Origin of the sequence: Catellatospora tritici, from assembly GCF_019083965.1 — a bacterium.
Lineage (GTDB): Bacteria > Actinomycetota > Actinomycetes > Mycobacteriales > Micromonosporaceae > Catellatospora > Catellatospora tritici.
Genome location: NZ_JAHRCY010000009.1, coordinates 285644 through 299976, shown reverse-complemented (window position 1 = coordinate 299976; position 14333 = coordinate 285644). Strand labels below are relative to the sequence as shown.

Genomic DNA, 14333 nt, shown 5'->3' with positions numbered 1-14333 from the left:
TGTAGTACGTTGCGGGGTATGACGAGAACAGCAGCCGTCGTGGGCGGCGGCATCGGCGGTCTGACCACCGCGATCGGCCTGCGGGCCGCAGGCTGGCAGGTCACCGTGTACGAGCGCGGCCAGGCCCTGCCCACCACCGGCACCGGCCTGGGCATCTGGCCCTCCGCGCTGCGCGCCCTCGACGGCCTCGGCGTCGGCCCAGCCGTCCGAGCCGCGGGCCGCCCACAGGAGAACGGCGCGATCCGCAGGCCAGACGGGCGGCCCATCGTGGCCCTCGACATGGACCGGATCCGCGCCCGGCACGGCGAACCGGTGCACCTGGTGCCCCGGCCCGCGCTGCTGCGCGTGCTGCACGACGCGCTGCCGTCCGGGACGGTCCGCTTCGACACCCCGGTCGACGACGTGACGGGCCTGCGCGCCGAACACGACGTCGTGATCGGCGCCGACGGCATCGGCAGCCGCGTGCGCGCCGCACTGTTCGGCGACCGGCACGGCCTGCGCTACGTGGGCGCCACCGTGTGGCGCGGCACCGCCGACCTGGACATCTCCACCGGCGGCGAGACCTGGGGCAGCGGCGCCCGCTTCGGCGTCACCCCACAGGGCCCCGGCCGCACCAACTGGTACGCGGTGCTGACCGTGCCCGAACACCACCGGCTGTCGCGCCCCGACGCCGACGAGCTGCGCCGTCACTTCGGCGACTGGCACGACCCCATCCCGGCCGTGCTCGACCGGTACGCCACCTCGAACGTGATCCGCCACGACCTGCACCACCTGGCACCGGCGTTGCCGTCATACGTGCGCGGCAACGTGGCGCTGCTCGGCGACGCCGCGCACGCGATGACCCCCGACCTCGGGCAGGGCGCCTGCCAAGCGATCATCGACGGCGCGGTGCTGGCCGGGTGCCTGGGCGGCGGCGAGGTGGCCGAGGGGCTGCGGGCGTACGACCGGCAGCGCCGTCGGCCGACCCAGCGTATGGCCGCCGCCTCGCTGATGGTCAACCGCCTGGCCCAGGCGAGGCGCTGGCACCTTGCCCGCGACCTCGTCATGCGCTTGGCCCTGTCGTTCGGGCCGCCCGCCTGACGGGCGGGACTAGCCGTACAACCGCGTTGCCCAGTAGACCTGTCGGGCAGGCCCGATATACACCAATGCAACCATGACGTCTGACAATGCGATCGGGGCGGAGGCGAGAAAGCGCCGCTCCGGGTCGCCGTCTCGGATCCGCGGAAACTCGGCGACGAAGGTGACCTCGCCCGTGGCGGGCGAGGTGGACAGGGCACTGCCGCCGCCCTGCCACGTGTGGTCGTCGATCTTGATGTCGCCTGCGCCTCGGAGCCACGGGTACTTCTCCGCCACCCGATTCTCCACGCCGTCGCCGCCGGAGAGCACCCTGTGCCCACTCCCCGAAACACCCGCGATCTGTGGTGGCTTGAGATCCACCCGCTTGTCCACCACGAAGATCATGAACCAGCCATCGTCGTGCCAGTCGCCGTGGCTGCCCGGCACCGGCCGCCAAGAGATCCGCCCGCCAACGACGGTGGACTCCTCATCGGCGTTGTACTTCATCCCGTGATAATCGGCCCCCAGCCCCTTTTCGGACGGCAGCATCTGCACGGTGGCGGTCAGCTCCAGCACCTCAGGGCCGTAGGGCGGCCGCTCATGCTGCCAGCGGTAGACCACGAACCCGACCGCGAGGAGCGCGACGAGCGCCACCGCGATGATCCTCCGACGATTCCGAAACACGCCCGAGATTCCACCAGAGTCGCGCCCGTTTTGCAGCCCCGGCCGGTCCACCGCTTGCGGGCTGTGATGGCAGTGATGCTTCGGCACCTCGCGGCGCTGGTCAGATCTGCCCGAGTCGTCCCCGTTCAGCCGGAGAGGACCATGACCCGGGAGACAGGACCTAGTGGTCGCGGGAATCGTAGGCCTGGTGGCTGCGCTCGATCTCCGGGTTGTGCTCGACCGCCCACTCGGCCAGCGCCACCGCCGGTCCGACCAGCGTGCGGCCCGTGGCCGTGAGCTCGTACTCGACCCGTGGCGGCACCTCGGCAAAGACCGTACGCCCGACCAGCCCGTCGCGTTCCAGCTGCCGCAGCGTCAGGGTGAGCATCCGCTGGGAGATGCCGGGGATGCGCCGCAGCAGCTCAGTGAAGCGCATGCGCTGCCCGTGCAGGGTCGCGACCACGAGCAGGGTCCATTTGTCGCCGATGCGGTCGAGGATGCCGCGGATGGCACGGCCGCCGTCACCGCGGATCAGGCAGACCTTCTCGTACTCCGACATCGGGCTCCTGGTCGAGGTCAGGCACATGGATGTGCCTTTTGTAAGGCTCCCGATGGTGACCCATCATGGTGTTCCGCACAAGTCGTAACCATTGGAGGTCGCCGTGGTCGTCGCGTACTGGATCATCGCCGGGCTGCTGGCCGTGTTCTACCTATACGCCGGTGGGAAGAAGGTCGCGCAGAGCAAGGAGCAGCTCGCGCCGATGATGGGATGGGTTGACACTGTGCCGATGCCGGTGGTCCGGCTGATCGGTGTCGTGGAGATCCTCGGCGCGCTCGGACTGATCCTGCCGCCGCTGACCGGGATCGCGCCGGTGCTCGCGCTCGTGGCCGCGATCGGCTTCGTGATCCTCCAGCTGCTGGCCGCCGGTCTGCACCTGTCGCGCGGCGAGGTCAAGGAGACTGGCCTCAACGCCGTCCTGATCATCCTCGCCGCCCTCGCGGCCTGGCTGGCCACGGCTCTCTGACCGGGTATCGGCGCCGGGCGGCGGTTTAGGAGGCCGCGTCCAGCAGTCGCTCGACGATGTCCGCGAGTTCTGTCACGGGGCGCCGCCCGTCGAGACGCCGAGGGGTGCGCTCAGCAGGACGACCTCGTGGACTTGCCCGCGCCCGACATCCCTGTCACCAGCATCCGACCCACCCTGCGACCCTATCGGTCAGTCGGAGCCCTACACTGCGCGATCATGACAGAGAGCGTGCTGCTGGGCGAGATCACCAGTCCGTCGGGCGAGCTGGTGCTCATGGACGGCGGCTACCTCGGTCTGTGGTCCGGCGACCGCTCCCCGGACGAGGTCCGGCAGCCCGACGAGCCGCCCACCGTCGACTTCGAGGTCGTCGGGCCGGATGCCGAAGCCGCGGCGCGCTGGTTCGACCGGCAGTCCGGCCGAACCCGGTACGACATCCCGCGACAGGGCGCCGCCCAATTCGTCGAGCTGTTCGACGGCCACTGCGTGGAGCACGGCCACCGGGCGCAACTGCGCGCGTTCGAACAGCGGGTTCCGCACCGGGCACGGGTCCGGCACGCCATCGCCGGGGGTGAGTCGGACTTCCTGATCAGCGGTGTGCCGGTGGTGTCCGTCGGCGGCCTGCCGACCGATCGGGCGTTCCCCGTGACGGCGGTGCCCGACCCCGACAGCGGCTGGGCGCACCTCCGCATCCAGGTCGGCGACCGGCCGGTCACCGGGACGCGCGAGCTGGGCCGGATCGGCGTCGACTGGGCCCGGTTCGTGTTCGCCGACGCGGACGCGCTGAGCGGGTGGATTCACGACGACCCGGTCGACGGCCTCGCCGACGTCGTGTTCTGGGGGCTGCACCAGGCCGAGGTCGCGGCCGAGTTCGGGGCCTCGCGCACCGGCACGCCCGGCGACGACAACTTCGGGTGGCTCAACCTTCCGATCGCGGAGGCGTACGCCAAGGCGGTCGCGCTCGACGAGCGCCGTACCGCGGCACCGCAGCGGAGGTTCGCGTTCGACTTCCGCCCCCATTCCCATCACTGGCAGGTGATGGCGGGAGTGCGCGCGTCCGAGCACGAGGCCGCGACGATCGAGGTCGGCGGGGCGCGCGTCATGTTCGCGATGACCTCGATCGGCGACGGGTTCTTCCCGGTGTACCTCGACCATGACGTCGCCGGTGCCCCGGTCGCCATCCGCATCACGATCCAGGGCGACGATCAACTCCACGCGTGACCTGCGCACCCGACCACAGAGCAGGCACTTCGAACCGTGACGAGGATATTCGTGCGACGACGACCTGGCTGACCGGCAGAATCACCGGCCGTGAACATCGCCGTCTCTGGTGCCGACTTCCTGGTGCTGCCCCCGCGTCCCGACCGTACCGCCGAACTGCTCGCCGCGGCCGCCGGTAGGCGAGGCCTGGCCGTGGAGCGGCTGACCGGCCCGGTGGTGCCGGACCGGCTGCGGCGGTCCGGGGGCGGCCACCTGTACGGCGGTCCGATCTTCACTGCGGCGGTCGCCGCAGATCTCGATCTGGCTCTGCTCGAACCGGACGACGACTGGCTGACGCGGCTGCCGTACGAGTACACGCGCCGCGACATCACCCTCACCACGCTGGGCGAGGCGCGCTGGTCCCGTGCGCCGATGTTCGTAAAGCAGCCCCGGGCCAAGGACCTGGCGGCCGGTGTCTACGCCGACGGCTCGCGTCTGCCCGGCAACGACCGCCACCCCGCCGACACTCCGGTTCTGGTCAGCGAGATCGTGACGTTCCTGGTGGAGTACCGGCTGTTCGTCCTGGACGGCGCCGTGCACGCCGCCAGCCGGTACGCGGTCAGCGGGCGCCTCGACCCGGCATCCCTCGACGCCTGCCGGGACCGCGCCGCCGTGCTCGATTTCGCGGCCGACCTGCTCGACGCCTGCGCCGACAGTCTGCCCAGCGCCGTGGTCGTGGACGTCGGTCTGGCCGCCGACCCCGATCGGGGCGACGAGCACTGGGCCGTGGTGGAGGCGAACATGGCCTGGTTCAGCATCGGCTACGCGGCCGACCCCGACCGGGTGCTGGACGTGCTGCTCCGCGCGTCCGGGCCGCGAGACCGCCTGGCTCTCCGCGACCAGGCGTTCACCCGGTCGCCGAGCCTGGCCGCCTGACCGGGTCCGCAGGCCTGAACAGGGCCATCGGCACCCGACGGTCGTGCGGAAGTGGTCGTGCGGTCGGCTGGTTCTCGCGGCAACGGCCGGGCGAGGCGGCCGCCGCGTGTTACGGTCCGGCCTGTCGTTTTGACGTCCGTCCTAAGTGCTGTGTCCGATGTGCCTGCCGGGAAGGCGGTTCGCGTGTCGAAGGGTCTGGTCAGCCTCGCCGGCGGCCATGTCGTGTTCGGGGAGGCGGTGTCGCGCATCGCCGAGTCGCTGAGTCCGCTCGGTGCGGCGGCGCGGATCGTCGCCGAGTCCTATGCCCTGGTCGCCGAGATGCGCCGGATCAACCTGGAGAAGGTCCAGGTAGCCGACGACAAGGAGATCAAGCTGGCGCTGCTGGACCAGCGCCGCCGGGAGTCCTCGGCGACGCTGCGGCAGATGCGGCAGGAGCTCGGCCGGGCCGACGACAGCGCGAAGGCGCTGCGCGAGTGCATGGTCAACATGCAGCGCGAGACGGTCAAGCCGGGCGTGGCCTCGGAGGACCGCCGGGCCTACCTGGAGCTGACCCAGCACTTCACCACGATGCTGGTGCAGCACCACGCCGACCTGACCGGCGGGGTCGCCTCCGTCGTGGACAAGGTGCTCAACGGCTCGGGCGCCGCGGCCCTGGCGCCCACGCCGCGCGAGCAGGGGTCCGGCCCGGCGCAGAACGGCGGCCGCGGCCGCGATCGGCGCCGGTGACGGCGGGTACTGAACCGTGGAGAAGAACAGTAACGGCGGCTGCTTCGTCGGGCTCATCGCCGTGGTGGGTCTGTGCTGCGGTGCGCCGCTGAGCATGCTGCTGGCGGCTCCGGCGATCGCGGCCTGGATCGAGTTCAGCGGTGTCGCGGAATTCAAGCAGTACCAGCAGGAGTGGCTCTGGGCCTCGATCGGCTCACCGCTGCTGGCCCTGGTGCTGGTCCGGCTGATGTTGAGCCGGACGGGCCGGTTGCGCGGCGGGTCGGTGCCGCTGGTCAAGCGGTGGCTGGGCGTCCTGGTGCGGGCGGCGGTGCTGCTCGCGGCGGTGAACGTGACCACGTTCGTGCAGCTGCTGCGGGCGGGCCGGACCGACCACGTCATCGCCGACGGCACGTCGAAGTTCTGGGTCACGGCCCTGGTCGGCGTCGTCGTGCTGGCGACGATCGCGTGGTGGGACGGGCGTCCCGAGCCGGTCACGGTCGAGGAGGTCCGCGCCGCGGCCGCCGACGCGGACCGGGCCCTGCGCCGGGTCCGGGCGGAGAACGAGCGGGTACGCAGGCAGGCCGAGCAGGTGCAGGCCCGGATCGCGAAGCTTCGCGAGCGGGCGGCCCAGGCCGGGGGACAGGCGAAGAAGGCACCGGGCGGGCAGCGGCAACCCGCCGAACAGGCCGCGGGGCGTTCCGATGTCGACTTCCACTCGCTGCGTACGTTCCACCGGGAGTCGTACCAGTGCGCCGACACCGCGCACCTGGCCTACCAGTCCACGCAGACGTCGCTGCGGTTCATGTCGACGGTGGTGCGCCGGGCCCGCAGCGCGCCGGTGCACTGGGTGGCGGTGGGCCGAGGGGCGAGGCAGACCCGCGCCGAGATGCGGGCGGCCGCGACGCACCTGGCCCGGTCCCACAGCGAGCTGAAGGTCCACGTCGATCAGGGTCTGCGCATGGTGCGTACGTTGAACGCCAACACCTCCGAGCTCAAGCACGAGATCCGCGACAGCTGCGGTGAGCCCGGCCGACGCTGGTTCGAGGAACTGGAGCAGCGGATCGAGGACGCCCGCAACGAGCGTCGGCTGAGCCGCAACGGCTGACGGTCAGGCCGAGTCGCGGGTCCACCGGGGATCGCGACCGGCGTAGCCGAGCGCGCGCTCGAACGCCGACGCGTCCTCGGGCACCTCGACGACCGGGCCGAACAGGCCGCCGCGCATACCGGCCTGCTCCGGCCGGGCTGAGGCCTCGGTGAAGTGGAGGACGGCCTGGACGCTGGCCGGGTCGCAGGTGAACTTCTGGTCAGTGGCGCGGGCGAGGTCCCAGCCGTGCAGGACGAGTTCGTCGAGCGCGGCCACGGCCATCACCTCGGCGGGCAGGCTCACTCCGCCCGCCTCGGCCGTGCCCAGCCAGGCGGCCGGGTCGCGCCAGGCGGCGGCCAGTCCGTCCAGCCGCTGCGGCAGGACGTCGCGCCAGGCCGGATCGAGGTGCTCGGCGGTGCCAAGGCCCGGCCGGGACTCGAAGCCTTCGGGCGGGGCGGCCTTGCGGGCGGCCAGGGTGAACGCCAGGGACAGCCCCATGATGTGGTCGAGCAGGGCCGCGACCGAGAAGTCAGGGCAGGGTGTGGGGTTGTGCAGGTCGCCGTCGGACATGCCGTCGAGCAACCGCACCACCTCACGGGCGGCGGGTTCGAGATCGATCATGGTCGGGGTTGTTCCTCTCGTGGTACCGGTCGCCGGCGCCGTTTCACCTGGACATGTCGTCCGGGATGAGGCCGAGTTGGCGGTACAGGCTCAGGTTGTCCCAGTTCCACCAGGCTTCGCGGACTCTGCCGTCCTCGAACCTGAAAATAGACATACCGGACATAGTACACTCCCGCCCGGTGGCTTCCACGCCGTGGAACTCGCCGTGGTGTATGCCCGCCCAGCTCCACCGGGTGGCGACCTCGTCGCCCTCGGCCAGCTGGTTCTCGACGGCGAAACGGAAGTCGAACCCCTGTCGGTAGCCCTCGACCTGGGCCCTCAGCGAGTCAAGGCCGACCGTCTCGCCCTCGCTGGCCGGGTCGTGGCCGTAGTAGTCCTGCGCGAACAGCTCGGGCAGCAGGTCCAGCCGCCCCTCGGAGGCGATCAGGTCGAAGAACACCCGGGCGTTCATCTTGTTCAGCTGCTCGTCGCGGATGACGTCGAGGTTGGTGAAGGTCGGCGGCTGCCCGCACAGCGCCGTCATCTCCTGGAAGATCCGCTCGGTCTCGGGCAGTTGCGAGTTGCGCATCGCCTCGTCGTACGAGGGGAACTCGACGATCTCCAGGTAGTGGTCGGCATCGTCGCGGTCGCGGCCGATGAGCGTATGCGTGGCCGTGCGCCTGCCGACGGTCTGCTCGACCCAGGTGTCCATCAGGCGGCTGAGGTCTTCCGGGCGTTCGGTGCGGCAATCGATGATCTGCACGAATGGCATGGCATGCCTCCCTGCTCCAGGGCCGCGCCTCAGGCCGATACGCGGCCTTTGTCCAGCGTATGCCGCACACCGCGACGACCGGCGCGGGTTGGCGGACCCGCACCGGCCGTCCCGGCGGCTACGGCGTCGCCAGCGCCTCGGTCGGGGACAGGCGGGCGGCCCGCACCGCCGGGTACAGCCCGGCGACCGCACCGATCAGCACCGTCGCCCCGACCCCGCCGACCGTCGCCCAACCGGGCACCACGGCGGGCCACGACTGGGTGGCGGCGTACCCGGCGGTGACCGCGACGCCGACCAGCACTCCGCCGACCCCGCCCAGGGCCGACAGCAGCAGCGACTCGGCCAGGAACTGCAGCCGGATCTGGCCACGGGTGGCGCCGAGCGAGCGGCGCAGCCCGATCTCGGCCCGTCGTTCCAGCACCGAGATGACCATGGTGTTGGCCACGCCCACCCCGCCGACGAGCAGCGCCACCGCGCCCAGGCCGAGCAGCAGCCCGGTGAAGGCCCGGTTGGAGGCCTCCCGGGCGGCCAGCGCGTCGGAGGGCCGCGACACCTTCACCTCGTACGGCGCCCGCGGGTTCGCGGTCGCCGCCAGCACCGCCCGCACGGCGTGCACCGCCGAGTCCTGGGTACGGGTGTAGACCGTGGTCGGGTGCCCGTCGAAGCCCAGCCGGTCCTGCGCGGCGGGCCAGCCGATCAGCGCCGCGCTGTCCAGCTCGGGCGCCAGCGCCACCGGGTCGAGCACGCCGACCACGGTGAACCAGCGCCCGCCCGCGTACACCTGGATGTCCTGGCCCGGTGCGCCGATGCCCAGCCGCCGCGCCGCGCTCGCGCCGAGCACCACGGCCGGATACCGCTCGGTTGCCGCGTTGAGCCAGGTCCCGCCGGACAGGGTCGCCGCCACGGTGCCCAGCAGGTTCAGCCGGGCGGCCAGCACGGTCAGGCCGCCGGACTGCGCGGCCGGGATCCGGTCGCTGCGATACACCTTCGCGCCCGACACCTTGCCGGTCGCGGCGACCGAGGTCACCGGCCCGATCCGGGCGATCATCGGTACCGCCTCGACCGGCAGCGTGGCGTCGCCGCCACCCATCTTCTCGCCCGGGGTGACGGTGAGCAGGTTGGTGCCCAGCGCGGCGAGCTGCCGGTCGAGCTGCGCGCTCGACGACGACGAGATGCCCACCACCGCGAGCATCGCGGCGATGCCGATGGCGATGCCCAGCGCCGACAGGAACGCCCGCAGCGGCCTGGTGCGCAGCCCGGCGCCGCCGACCCGGACCACGTCGTCGGGCCGTAGCCGGGCCGGGGTGAGTGCGGCGGTCACGCGCACACCGCCCCGTCGCGCATGGCGACCTGGCGGGGCAGGCTCGCGGCGATGTCGCGGTCGTGGGTGATCACCAGCACGGTGGTACCGGTCGAGTGCAGCTCCCGCAGCAGGTCCATCACCGCCCGCCCCGACGCCGAGTCGAGGTTGCCGGTCGGCTCGTCGGCCAGTAGCAGCGCCGGTTCGCCGACCACGGCGCGGGCGACGGCGACCCGCTGCCGCTCGCCGCCGGACAGCTCGTGCGGGCGGTGGTGGACGCGGGCGGACAGGCCCACCCGGTCCAGCGCCGCCTCCGCCCGTTCGCGCCGCCGCCGTAGCGGCACCCCGGCGTACAGCAGGCCGTCGGCGACGGTGTCCAGCGTGGACTGGCCGGGGGCCAGATGGAACTGCTGGAACACGAATCCGATGCGGCGGGCGCGCAGCGCCGACAGCTGCCGGTCCGACAGCCGCGCCACGTCGTGGCCGTCGACCCGCACCGTGCCCGCCGTCGGCCGGTCCAGGGTGCCGATCAGGTGCAGCATGGTGGACTTGCCGGAGCCGGACGGCCCGACGATCGCGGCCAGCTCGCCGTACCCGACGGTCAGGTCGACGGCGTCGAGGGCGGTCACCCCGCCCGGGTACGCCTTGGTCGCCTCGACCAGCTCGACCAGCGCCGTCATGCGGGCATCCCCACGATCATGCCCTCGGCCAGGCCGTCGCCGCTCACCTCGACGCTGCCGCCGGAGAACAGGCCGGTGACGACCGCGACGACCCGGGTCGCCGAGCCGTCAACCACCTGTACGCCGTAGCCGCCCTCGGCCAGCGCCAGCAGCGACCCGACCGGCACGGTCAGCACGTTCTCGCGCCGCGAGGCCGTGAACGCGACCCGCACCGCCGCCTCGTCCAGTCCGGCCAGGGCTTTCGGGTCGTCGGCGGTGACCGTCACCCGCAGCACGGTCCTGGCCTCGGCCTGGGCGCCGTCGCCGGGGTCGATGACCGTCTCGGTCCGCCAGACCGCGCCCGCGACCGTGCCGCCGTCGGGCAGGGCGATCGTGACCGGCGCCTGCGCGGGCGCCAGCCGCCGGTCGGTCACGGACAGATCCACGGTGACCACCCGTTGTGCCCCGCTGTAGGACAGCACCGGCTGGCCCGGGGCGAGGCCGTCGCCCAGCGCCGCGCTGTGGCTCGCGACCCGCACCGCGCCGCGGGCGTAGACGACCCGGCCCAGTTCGACCGCGCCGGTCCGGGGCAGGCCGAGCGCCTGCTGCCACTTGCGTACGGCGGTGGCCGTCCCGGCCGAGTACGTGTCGTCGACGGTGAAGCCGCCGTATCCGAGCGCGGCCAGGTTCTGCTCGAACTGGCGCACGTCGGGCCCCCTGGTGCCGGGCGTCAGCGGGCGGTAGGCGGGCAGGGTGCCGTACAGCAGCACCACCGGGGTGTTGTCGAGCCGGAACAGGGCCGTGCCCCGGTTGATCGTGGACCCGGTCACGGGCAGGCTCGTGACCGTACCGGCCAGGCGGGTGGACACGGCCGTGCTGGTGCCGTAGCCGAGCTCGCCGGTCTCGGTCTGCGTGTCGACCAGCGTCTGCCGCCGCACCGCCGCGGTCGCCGGCGGCAACTGCCGCTGCGGTTGTGGATCGTTGCCGGTCAGGTCCAGGTCGACGGCGACGGCCGTGGCGGCGGCGGCGCAGACGGCCAGGCCCGCGACCGCCGCGACGGTGTTGCGCCGGCGGCGCGGCCGGTCGCCGGTCACCGCGGACCCTGGGTGCTCAGGCTCGGTCCCTCGCCGCCGGGCGGCACCGGCAGCAGGGTGCGGCACTTCTCTTCGGCCGCCTTGACCTTCGGGTCGTCCGGCGGGAAGTCGTTGCCGTTGACCGCCAGCCCTTCGTCGGAGGGGTCCGGGAAGGTGGCCAGGCCGTTGTCGCGCATGCACTGGGAGTACCGGCGCAGCATCTCCAGCCGGTCGGCGGGCATCTTCTGGGGTTCGCCACCATTGGGCAGCAGCGGCTTGCACTTGCTCTGCGCCGCGTCGATCACCTTCGGGTCGAGCCCTTCGCCATTGAGGTCCATCCGGAACTCGCCGTTGGCCCCCACCTCGGGATCCTTGAACGTGGTCACCCCGTTGTCGCGCATGCACCGCGCGTACCTGAAGATCGCCTCACGCTCGTCGGTAGCGGCGCCCGCGCTCGCGGCCGGGCTCGCCGTACCCCCGGCCGTGGCGACCCCGTCGCCGGTCTGCGGGCTGCTACACGCGGCGAGCCCGGCGGCCGCCAGCACTGCCACCGCCCCGATCCTGATCCGCATCGCTGTCTCCTTCACCGTGGCCGCACCCTCGGCGGCCACGGCGGCAAGCTGACCAGAGGGCCGGTCACCCGGCCGTCAGCGAAAACGGTGACGCGGAATTGACGCGGTGCTGTGGCACCCTTGACCAGTGCGGATCTTGGTGGTGGAGGACGAGCCGCGCGTCGCCGACGCGGTGGCCCAGTGGCTGCGCGGCGACGCGCACGCCGTCGACGTGGTCCACGACGGCGCCGCGGCCCTGGAACGCATCGGCGTGCACGAGTACGACGTCGTCGTGCTCGACCGGGACCTGCCCCTGGTGCACGGTGACGACGTGTGCCGGGCGGTGCTGCGCGACGAACCCGACGCCAAGGTGTTGATGCTCACCGCCGCCGCCGACCTCGACGACCGCGTCGCCGGGCTGGCCCTGGGCGCCGACGACTACCTGCCCAAACCGTTCGCGTTCGCCGAGCTGTCCGCGCGGGTCAACGCGCTGGGCCGCCGGGCCCGGCCCGCCACGCCGCCGGTCCTGCAGCGCGCCGGTATCCGCCTCGACCCGCACCGGCGCGAGGTCTACCGCGACGGCCGCTACGTGCCGCTGTCGCGCAAGGAGTTCGCGGTGCTCGCCGAGCTGCTGCGCGCGGACGGGGCACCGGTGTCGGCGGAGAAGCTGCTGGAGAAGGCGTGGGACGAGCACGCGGATCCGTTCACCCATACGCTGCGGATGACGATTTTGAAGTTGCGCCGCAAGTTGGGCGAGCCACCGGTCGTGCTGACCGAACCGGGCGTGGGGTATCGCATCCCATGAGCCGCCTGACCATCCGCGCCCGCCTCACCCTGGTGTACGGCACCCTGGTGCTGCTCGCGGGCCTGCTCATGCTCGCCGTCACCTTCGCCCTGGTGTCGCAGGGCGAGCCGCACAACTCCGTCACCACCGTCGGCTCGGAGCCCCGGACCAGTGCCACCGCCGCCCCGAACCCCAGCCCGCCCGACGGCGTGCCCACGTTCACCCAGGAGTCGGGCAACTTGTGGCACGACGTGCTCGGCACGCTGCTGACCCGGGGTGTGATCGCCGTGCTCGTGGTCGGCGCCATCGCGGCCGGGTTCAGCTGGCTGCTGGCCGGGCGGCTGCTGCAGCCGCTGCACCGGGTCACCGAGACGGCCCGCCGCATCGCACAGGCCCCGGTCGCCGACCGCGGCCTGCACGAACGCATCGCGCTCACCGGGCCCCACGACGAGATCAAGGAGCTCGCCGACACCTTCGACGTGATGCTGGCCCGGCTCGACCGCGCCTTCGCCGGGCAGCGCACCTTCATCGCCAACGCCTCGCACGAGCTGCGTACGCCGCTGACGGTCAACCGGTCCGTGCTGGAGGTCGCGCTGCACCGCGGCGACCCCGACCCGAGGCTGCGCCAGCTCGGCGAGACCCTGCTGGAGATGAACACCAGGCAGGAGCGGCTGCTGGACGCGCTGCTGCTGCTGGCCCGCTCCGAGCGGGAGCTCACCAAGCGGTCGTACGTGGACCTCGCCGACGTGGCCGAGCACGTCACCGAGCAGCTGGACGTCGGCGCGATCGAGCTGCGGACCGAGCTGGCCGAGGCGCCTACCAGCGGCAACCCGGCGCTGCTGGAGCGGCTGGTGCAGAACCTGGTCGACAACGCACTGAGCTACAACGTGCGCGAGGGCGGGTTCGTGCTGGTCGCCACCAGTACCCGGGCCGACGGCAGCGCGGTGCTCCAGGTGGTCAACACCGGGCCGGTGGTGCCGCGATACGAGGTCGCGGACCTGTTCGAGCCGTTCCACCGACTCGGCGCCGACCGTACCGGGGCGACCCCGGCCGGGCTCGGTCTCGGCCTGTCCATCGTGCAGGCGGTCACCCACGCCCACGGCGGCACCGTCGCCGCCGAACCCCGGGAGGGTGGCGGCCTGACGGTCGCGGTGGTGCTGCCGGCGGCGCCGTAGCACACCGATGCGGTACGCGCGGCGCTTCGGCTCGGACCGGGCGCGCGACGCCCGGTGCGGGTACTGTGGTGTCGTGCCTGGAACACGCTCACCGGCACAAGACGTGGCCCGTGCCGAGGCTGCCCGAGACGAGCTCGACGAGCTCGGACTCAAGTACTTCATGGACGTGCGCGCCACGGCCCGGCGCATGCTGGAACACCTGAACCGGCACAGCCGCACCGCCTTCGCGGCCGCCGTGGCCAGGCGCCTGTTCGCCGAGTCCGCGCTGCCCGACCAGGACCATCCGGATGTGCTCTTCTGGCGGCCTGTCCTGGACGCGGTTGACGAGGGCCTGGCCGGGGGTTTGGACGCGACCGGGCGGGTGGCGGAAGGGCTGGGCCGGTTCTACCTGAGTCCGGCCTACACGGTCCGTCCACACGACGATCCGATGAACCGTGACGACAATCGGATCATGGCTGCCTGCTACACGGCGGAGTGCTATCTGCACGGCTCGACGGAGTTCGCGACCTGGGCCGGGTGGCGCGGCTTCGACACCGCCGCGATCCACGCGGCGAGCGACCCGATGTGGCCACGCCGCCGCCCACCCGAGATCACGCCGTACGCGTGGGAGCTGGCGCATCCGAGTGTGCAGGCCGAACTCGACCAGCAGCTCGCCGACCTCGAACAATTGGCCGACGGGGACGGGTGGTCCGGGTTCGACGGGTCAGGCAACTCCGGCCGCTGAGGCAGGGCGCCCGCGTCGGCCTGTCGTTC

17 protein-coding genes are annotated in these 14333 nt (G+C 72.4%); 9 read left to right on the top strand and 8 right to left on the bottom strand.

Annotated features, from left to right (window positions below):
* Positions 1-18: 18 nt before the first annotated feature.
* A complete protein-coding gene (locus KUA19_RS22240; RefSeq protein WP_217398497.1) occupies positions 19-1080 on the top strand; it encodes an FAD-dependent monooxygenase in 1062 nt (353 codons plus the stop codon).
* 9 nt (positions 1081-1089) lie between these two features.
* Here the strand turns inward: KUA19_RS22240 and KUA19_RS22235 are convergent, their stop codons facing one another.
* On the bottom strand, positions 1090-1710 hold the full coding sequence (locus KUA19_RS22235; RefSeq protein WP_217398495.1) for a hypothetical protein: 621 nt from the start codon (positions 1708-1710) through the stop codon (positions 1090-1092).
* Between the two features lie 190 nt (positions 1711-1900).
* Positions 1901-2278 (bottom strand): winged helix-turn-helix transcriptional regulator, encoded by a 378-nt coding sequence (locus KUA19_RS22230; RefSeq protein WP_217398493.1) that lies wholly within the window; start codon positions 2276-2278, stop codon positions 1901-1903.
* Positions 2279-2381: 103 nt separating this feature from the next.
* Here KUA19_RS22230 and KUA19_RS22225 point away from each other — a divergent pair, with 103 nt between their 5' ends.
* The 5 genes from KUA19_RS22225 (at position 2382) to KUA19_RS22205 (ending at position 6687) form a co-directional block, all read left to right on the top strand.
* Positions 2382-2744, top strand: a complete 363-nt coding sequence (locus KUA19_RS22225) for a DoxX family protein (RefSeq protein WP_217398491.1) — start codon at positions 2382-2384, stop codon at positions 2742-2744.
* A 216-nt stretch (positions 2745-2960) separates the two neighbouring features.
* The gene (locus KUA19_RS22220; protein WP_217398489.1) at positions 2961-3962 is read left to right on the top strand and encodes a hypothetical protein; all 1002 of its coding nucleotides are present in this window, start codon (positions 2961-2963) and stop codon (positions 3960-3962) included.
* Positions 3963-4052: 90 nt separating this feature from the next.
* Positions 4053-4877: an ATP-grasp domain-containing protein gene (locus tag KUA19_RS22215; protein WP_217398487.1), complete on the top strand. Its 825-nt coding sequence runs from the start codon at positions 4053-4055 to the stop codon at positions 4875-4877.
* Positions 4878-5060: 183 nt separating this feature from the next.
* Positions 5061-5603: a magnesium transporter CorA family protein gene (locus KUA19_RS22210; RefSeq protein ID WP_217398484.1), complete on the top strand. Its 543-nt coding sequence runs from the start codon at positions 5061-5063 to the stop codon at positions 5601-5603.
* A 16-nt stretch (positions 5604-5619) separates the two neighbouring features.
* Complete coding sequence (locus KUA19_RS22205) at positions 5620-6687, top strand: hypothetical protein (RefSeq protein WP_217398482.1); 1068 nt, start codon at positions 5620-5622, stop codon at positions 6685-6687.
* Positions 6688-6690: 3 nt separating this feature from the next.
* Here the strand turns inward: KUA19_RS22205 and KUA19_RS22200 are convergent, their stop codons facing one another.
* The 6 genes from KUA19_RS22200 to KUA19_RS22175 form a co-directional block, all read right to left on the bottom strand.
* Complete coding sequence (locus KUA19_RS22200; RefSeq protein ID WP_217398480.1) at positions 6691-7287, bottom strand: TIGR03086 family metal-binding protein; 597 nt, start codon at positions 7285-7287, stop codon at positions 6691-6693.
* Positions 7288-7330: 43 nt separating this feature from the next.
* Positions 7331-8029 (bottom strand): ester cyclase, encoded by a 699-nt coding sequence (locus tag KUA19_RS44610; protein WP_308167571.1) that lies wholly within the window; start codon positions 8027-8029, stop codon positions 7331-7333.
* A gap of 127 nt (positions 8030-8156) precedes the next feature.
* Positions 8157-9359 (bottom strand): ABC transporter permease, encoded by a 1203-nt coding sequence (locus KUA19_RS22190; protein ID WP_217398476.1) that lies wholly within the window; start codon positions 9357-9359, stop codon positions 8157-8159.
* Positions 9356-10018: an ABC transporter ATP-binding protein gene (locus KUA19_RS22185; protein WP_217398475.1), complete on the bottom strand. Its 663-nt coding sequence runs from the start codon at positions 10016-10018 to the stop codon at positions 9356-9358. The genes KUA19_RS22190 and KUA19_RS22185 overlap by 4 nt, the downstream gene beginning before the upstream one ends.
* Positions 10015-11091: a peptidoglycan-binding protein gene (locus KUA19_RS22180; RefSeq protein ID WP_217398473.1), complete on the bottom strand. Its 1077-nt coding sequence runs from the start codon at positions 11089-11091 to the stop codon at positions 10015-10017. Before KUA19_RS22180 ends, KUA19_RS22185 begins: the two co-directional genes overlap by 4 nt.
* The gene (locus KUA19_RS22175) at positions 11088-11642 is read right to left on the bottom strand and encodes a hypothetical protein (protein ID WP_217398470.1); all 555 of its coding nucleotides are present in this window, start codon (positions 11640-11642) and stop codon (positions 11088-11090) included. The genes KUA19_RS22180 and KUA19_RS22175 overlap by 4 nt, the downstream gene beginning before the upstream one ends.
* Positions 11643-11769: 127 nt before the next feature.
* Between KUA19_RS22175 and KUA19_RS22170 the strand changes: the two genes are divergently transcribed.
* The 3 genes from KUA19_RS22170 (at position 11770) to KUA19_RS22160 (ending at position 14304) form a co-directional block, all read left to right on the top strand.
* Entirely contained in the window at positions 11770-12426 is a 657-nt protein-coding gene (locus KUA19_RS22170) for a response regulator transcription factor (RefSeq protein WP_217398468.1), read from the top strand.
* On the top strand, positions 12423-13580 hold the full coding sequence (locus KUA19_RS22165; RefSeq protein WP_217398466.1) for a sensor histidine kinase: 1158 nt from the start codon (positions 12423-12425) through the stop codon (positions 13578-13580). The genes KUA19_RS22170 and KUA19_RS22165 overlap by 4 nt, the downstream gene beginning before the upstream one ends.
* A 73-nt stretch (positions 13581-13653) precedes the next feature.
* The gene (locus KUA19_RS22160; protein WP_217398464.1) at positions 13654-14304 is read left to right on the top strand and encodes a hypothetical protein; all 651 of its coding nucleotides are present in this window, start codon (positions 13654-13656) and stop codon (positions 14302-14304) included.
* Positions 14305-14333: the final 29 nt, after the last annotated feature.

Coding starts and splice junctions, on each gene's coding strand:
- KUA19_RS22240 (WP_217398497.1), top strand. CDS start 19: ATGACGAGAACAGCAGCCGTCGTGGGCGGCGGCATCGGCGGTCTGACC.
- KUA19_RS22230 (WP_217398493.1), bottom strand. CDS start 2,278: ATGTCGGAGTACGAGAAGGTCTGCCTGATCCGCGGTGACGGCGGCCGT.
- KUA19_RS22220 (WP_217398489.1), top strand. CDS start 2,961: ATGACAGAGAGCGTGCTGCTGGGCGAGATCACCAGTCCGTCGGGCGAG.
- KUA19_RS22200 (WP_217398480.1), bottom strand. CDS start 7,287: ATGATCGATCTCGAACCCGCCGCCCGTGAGGTGGTGCGGTTGCTCGAC.
- KUA19_RS22185 (WP_217398475.1), bottom strand. CDS start 10,018: ATGACGGCGCTGGTCGAGCTGGTCGAGGCGACCAAGGCGTACCCGGGC.
- KUA19_RS22175 (WP_217398470.1), bottom strand. CDS start 11,642: ATGCGGATCAGGATCGGGGCGGTGGCAGTGCTGGCGGCCGCCGGGCTC.
- KUA19_RS22165 (WP_217398466.1), top strand. CDS start 12,423: ATGAGCCGCCTGACCATCCGCGCCCGCCTCACCCTGGTGTACGGCACC.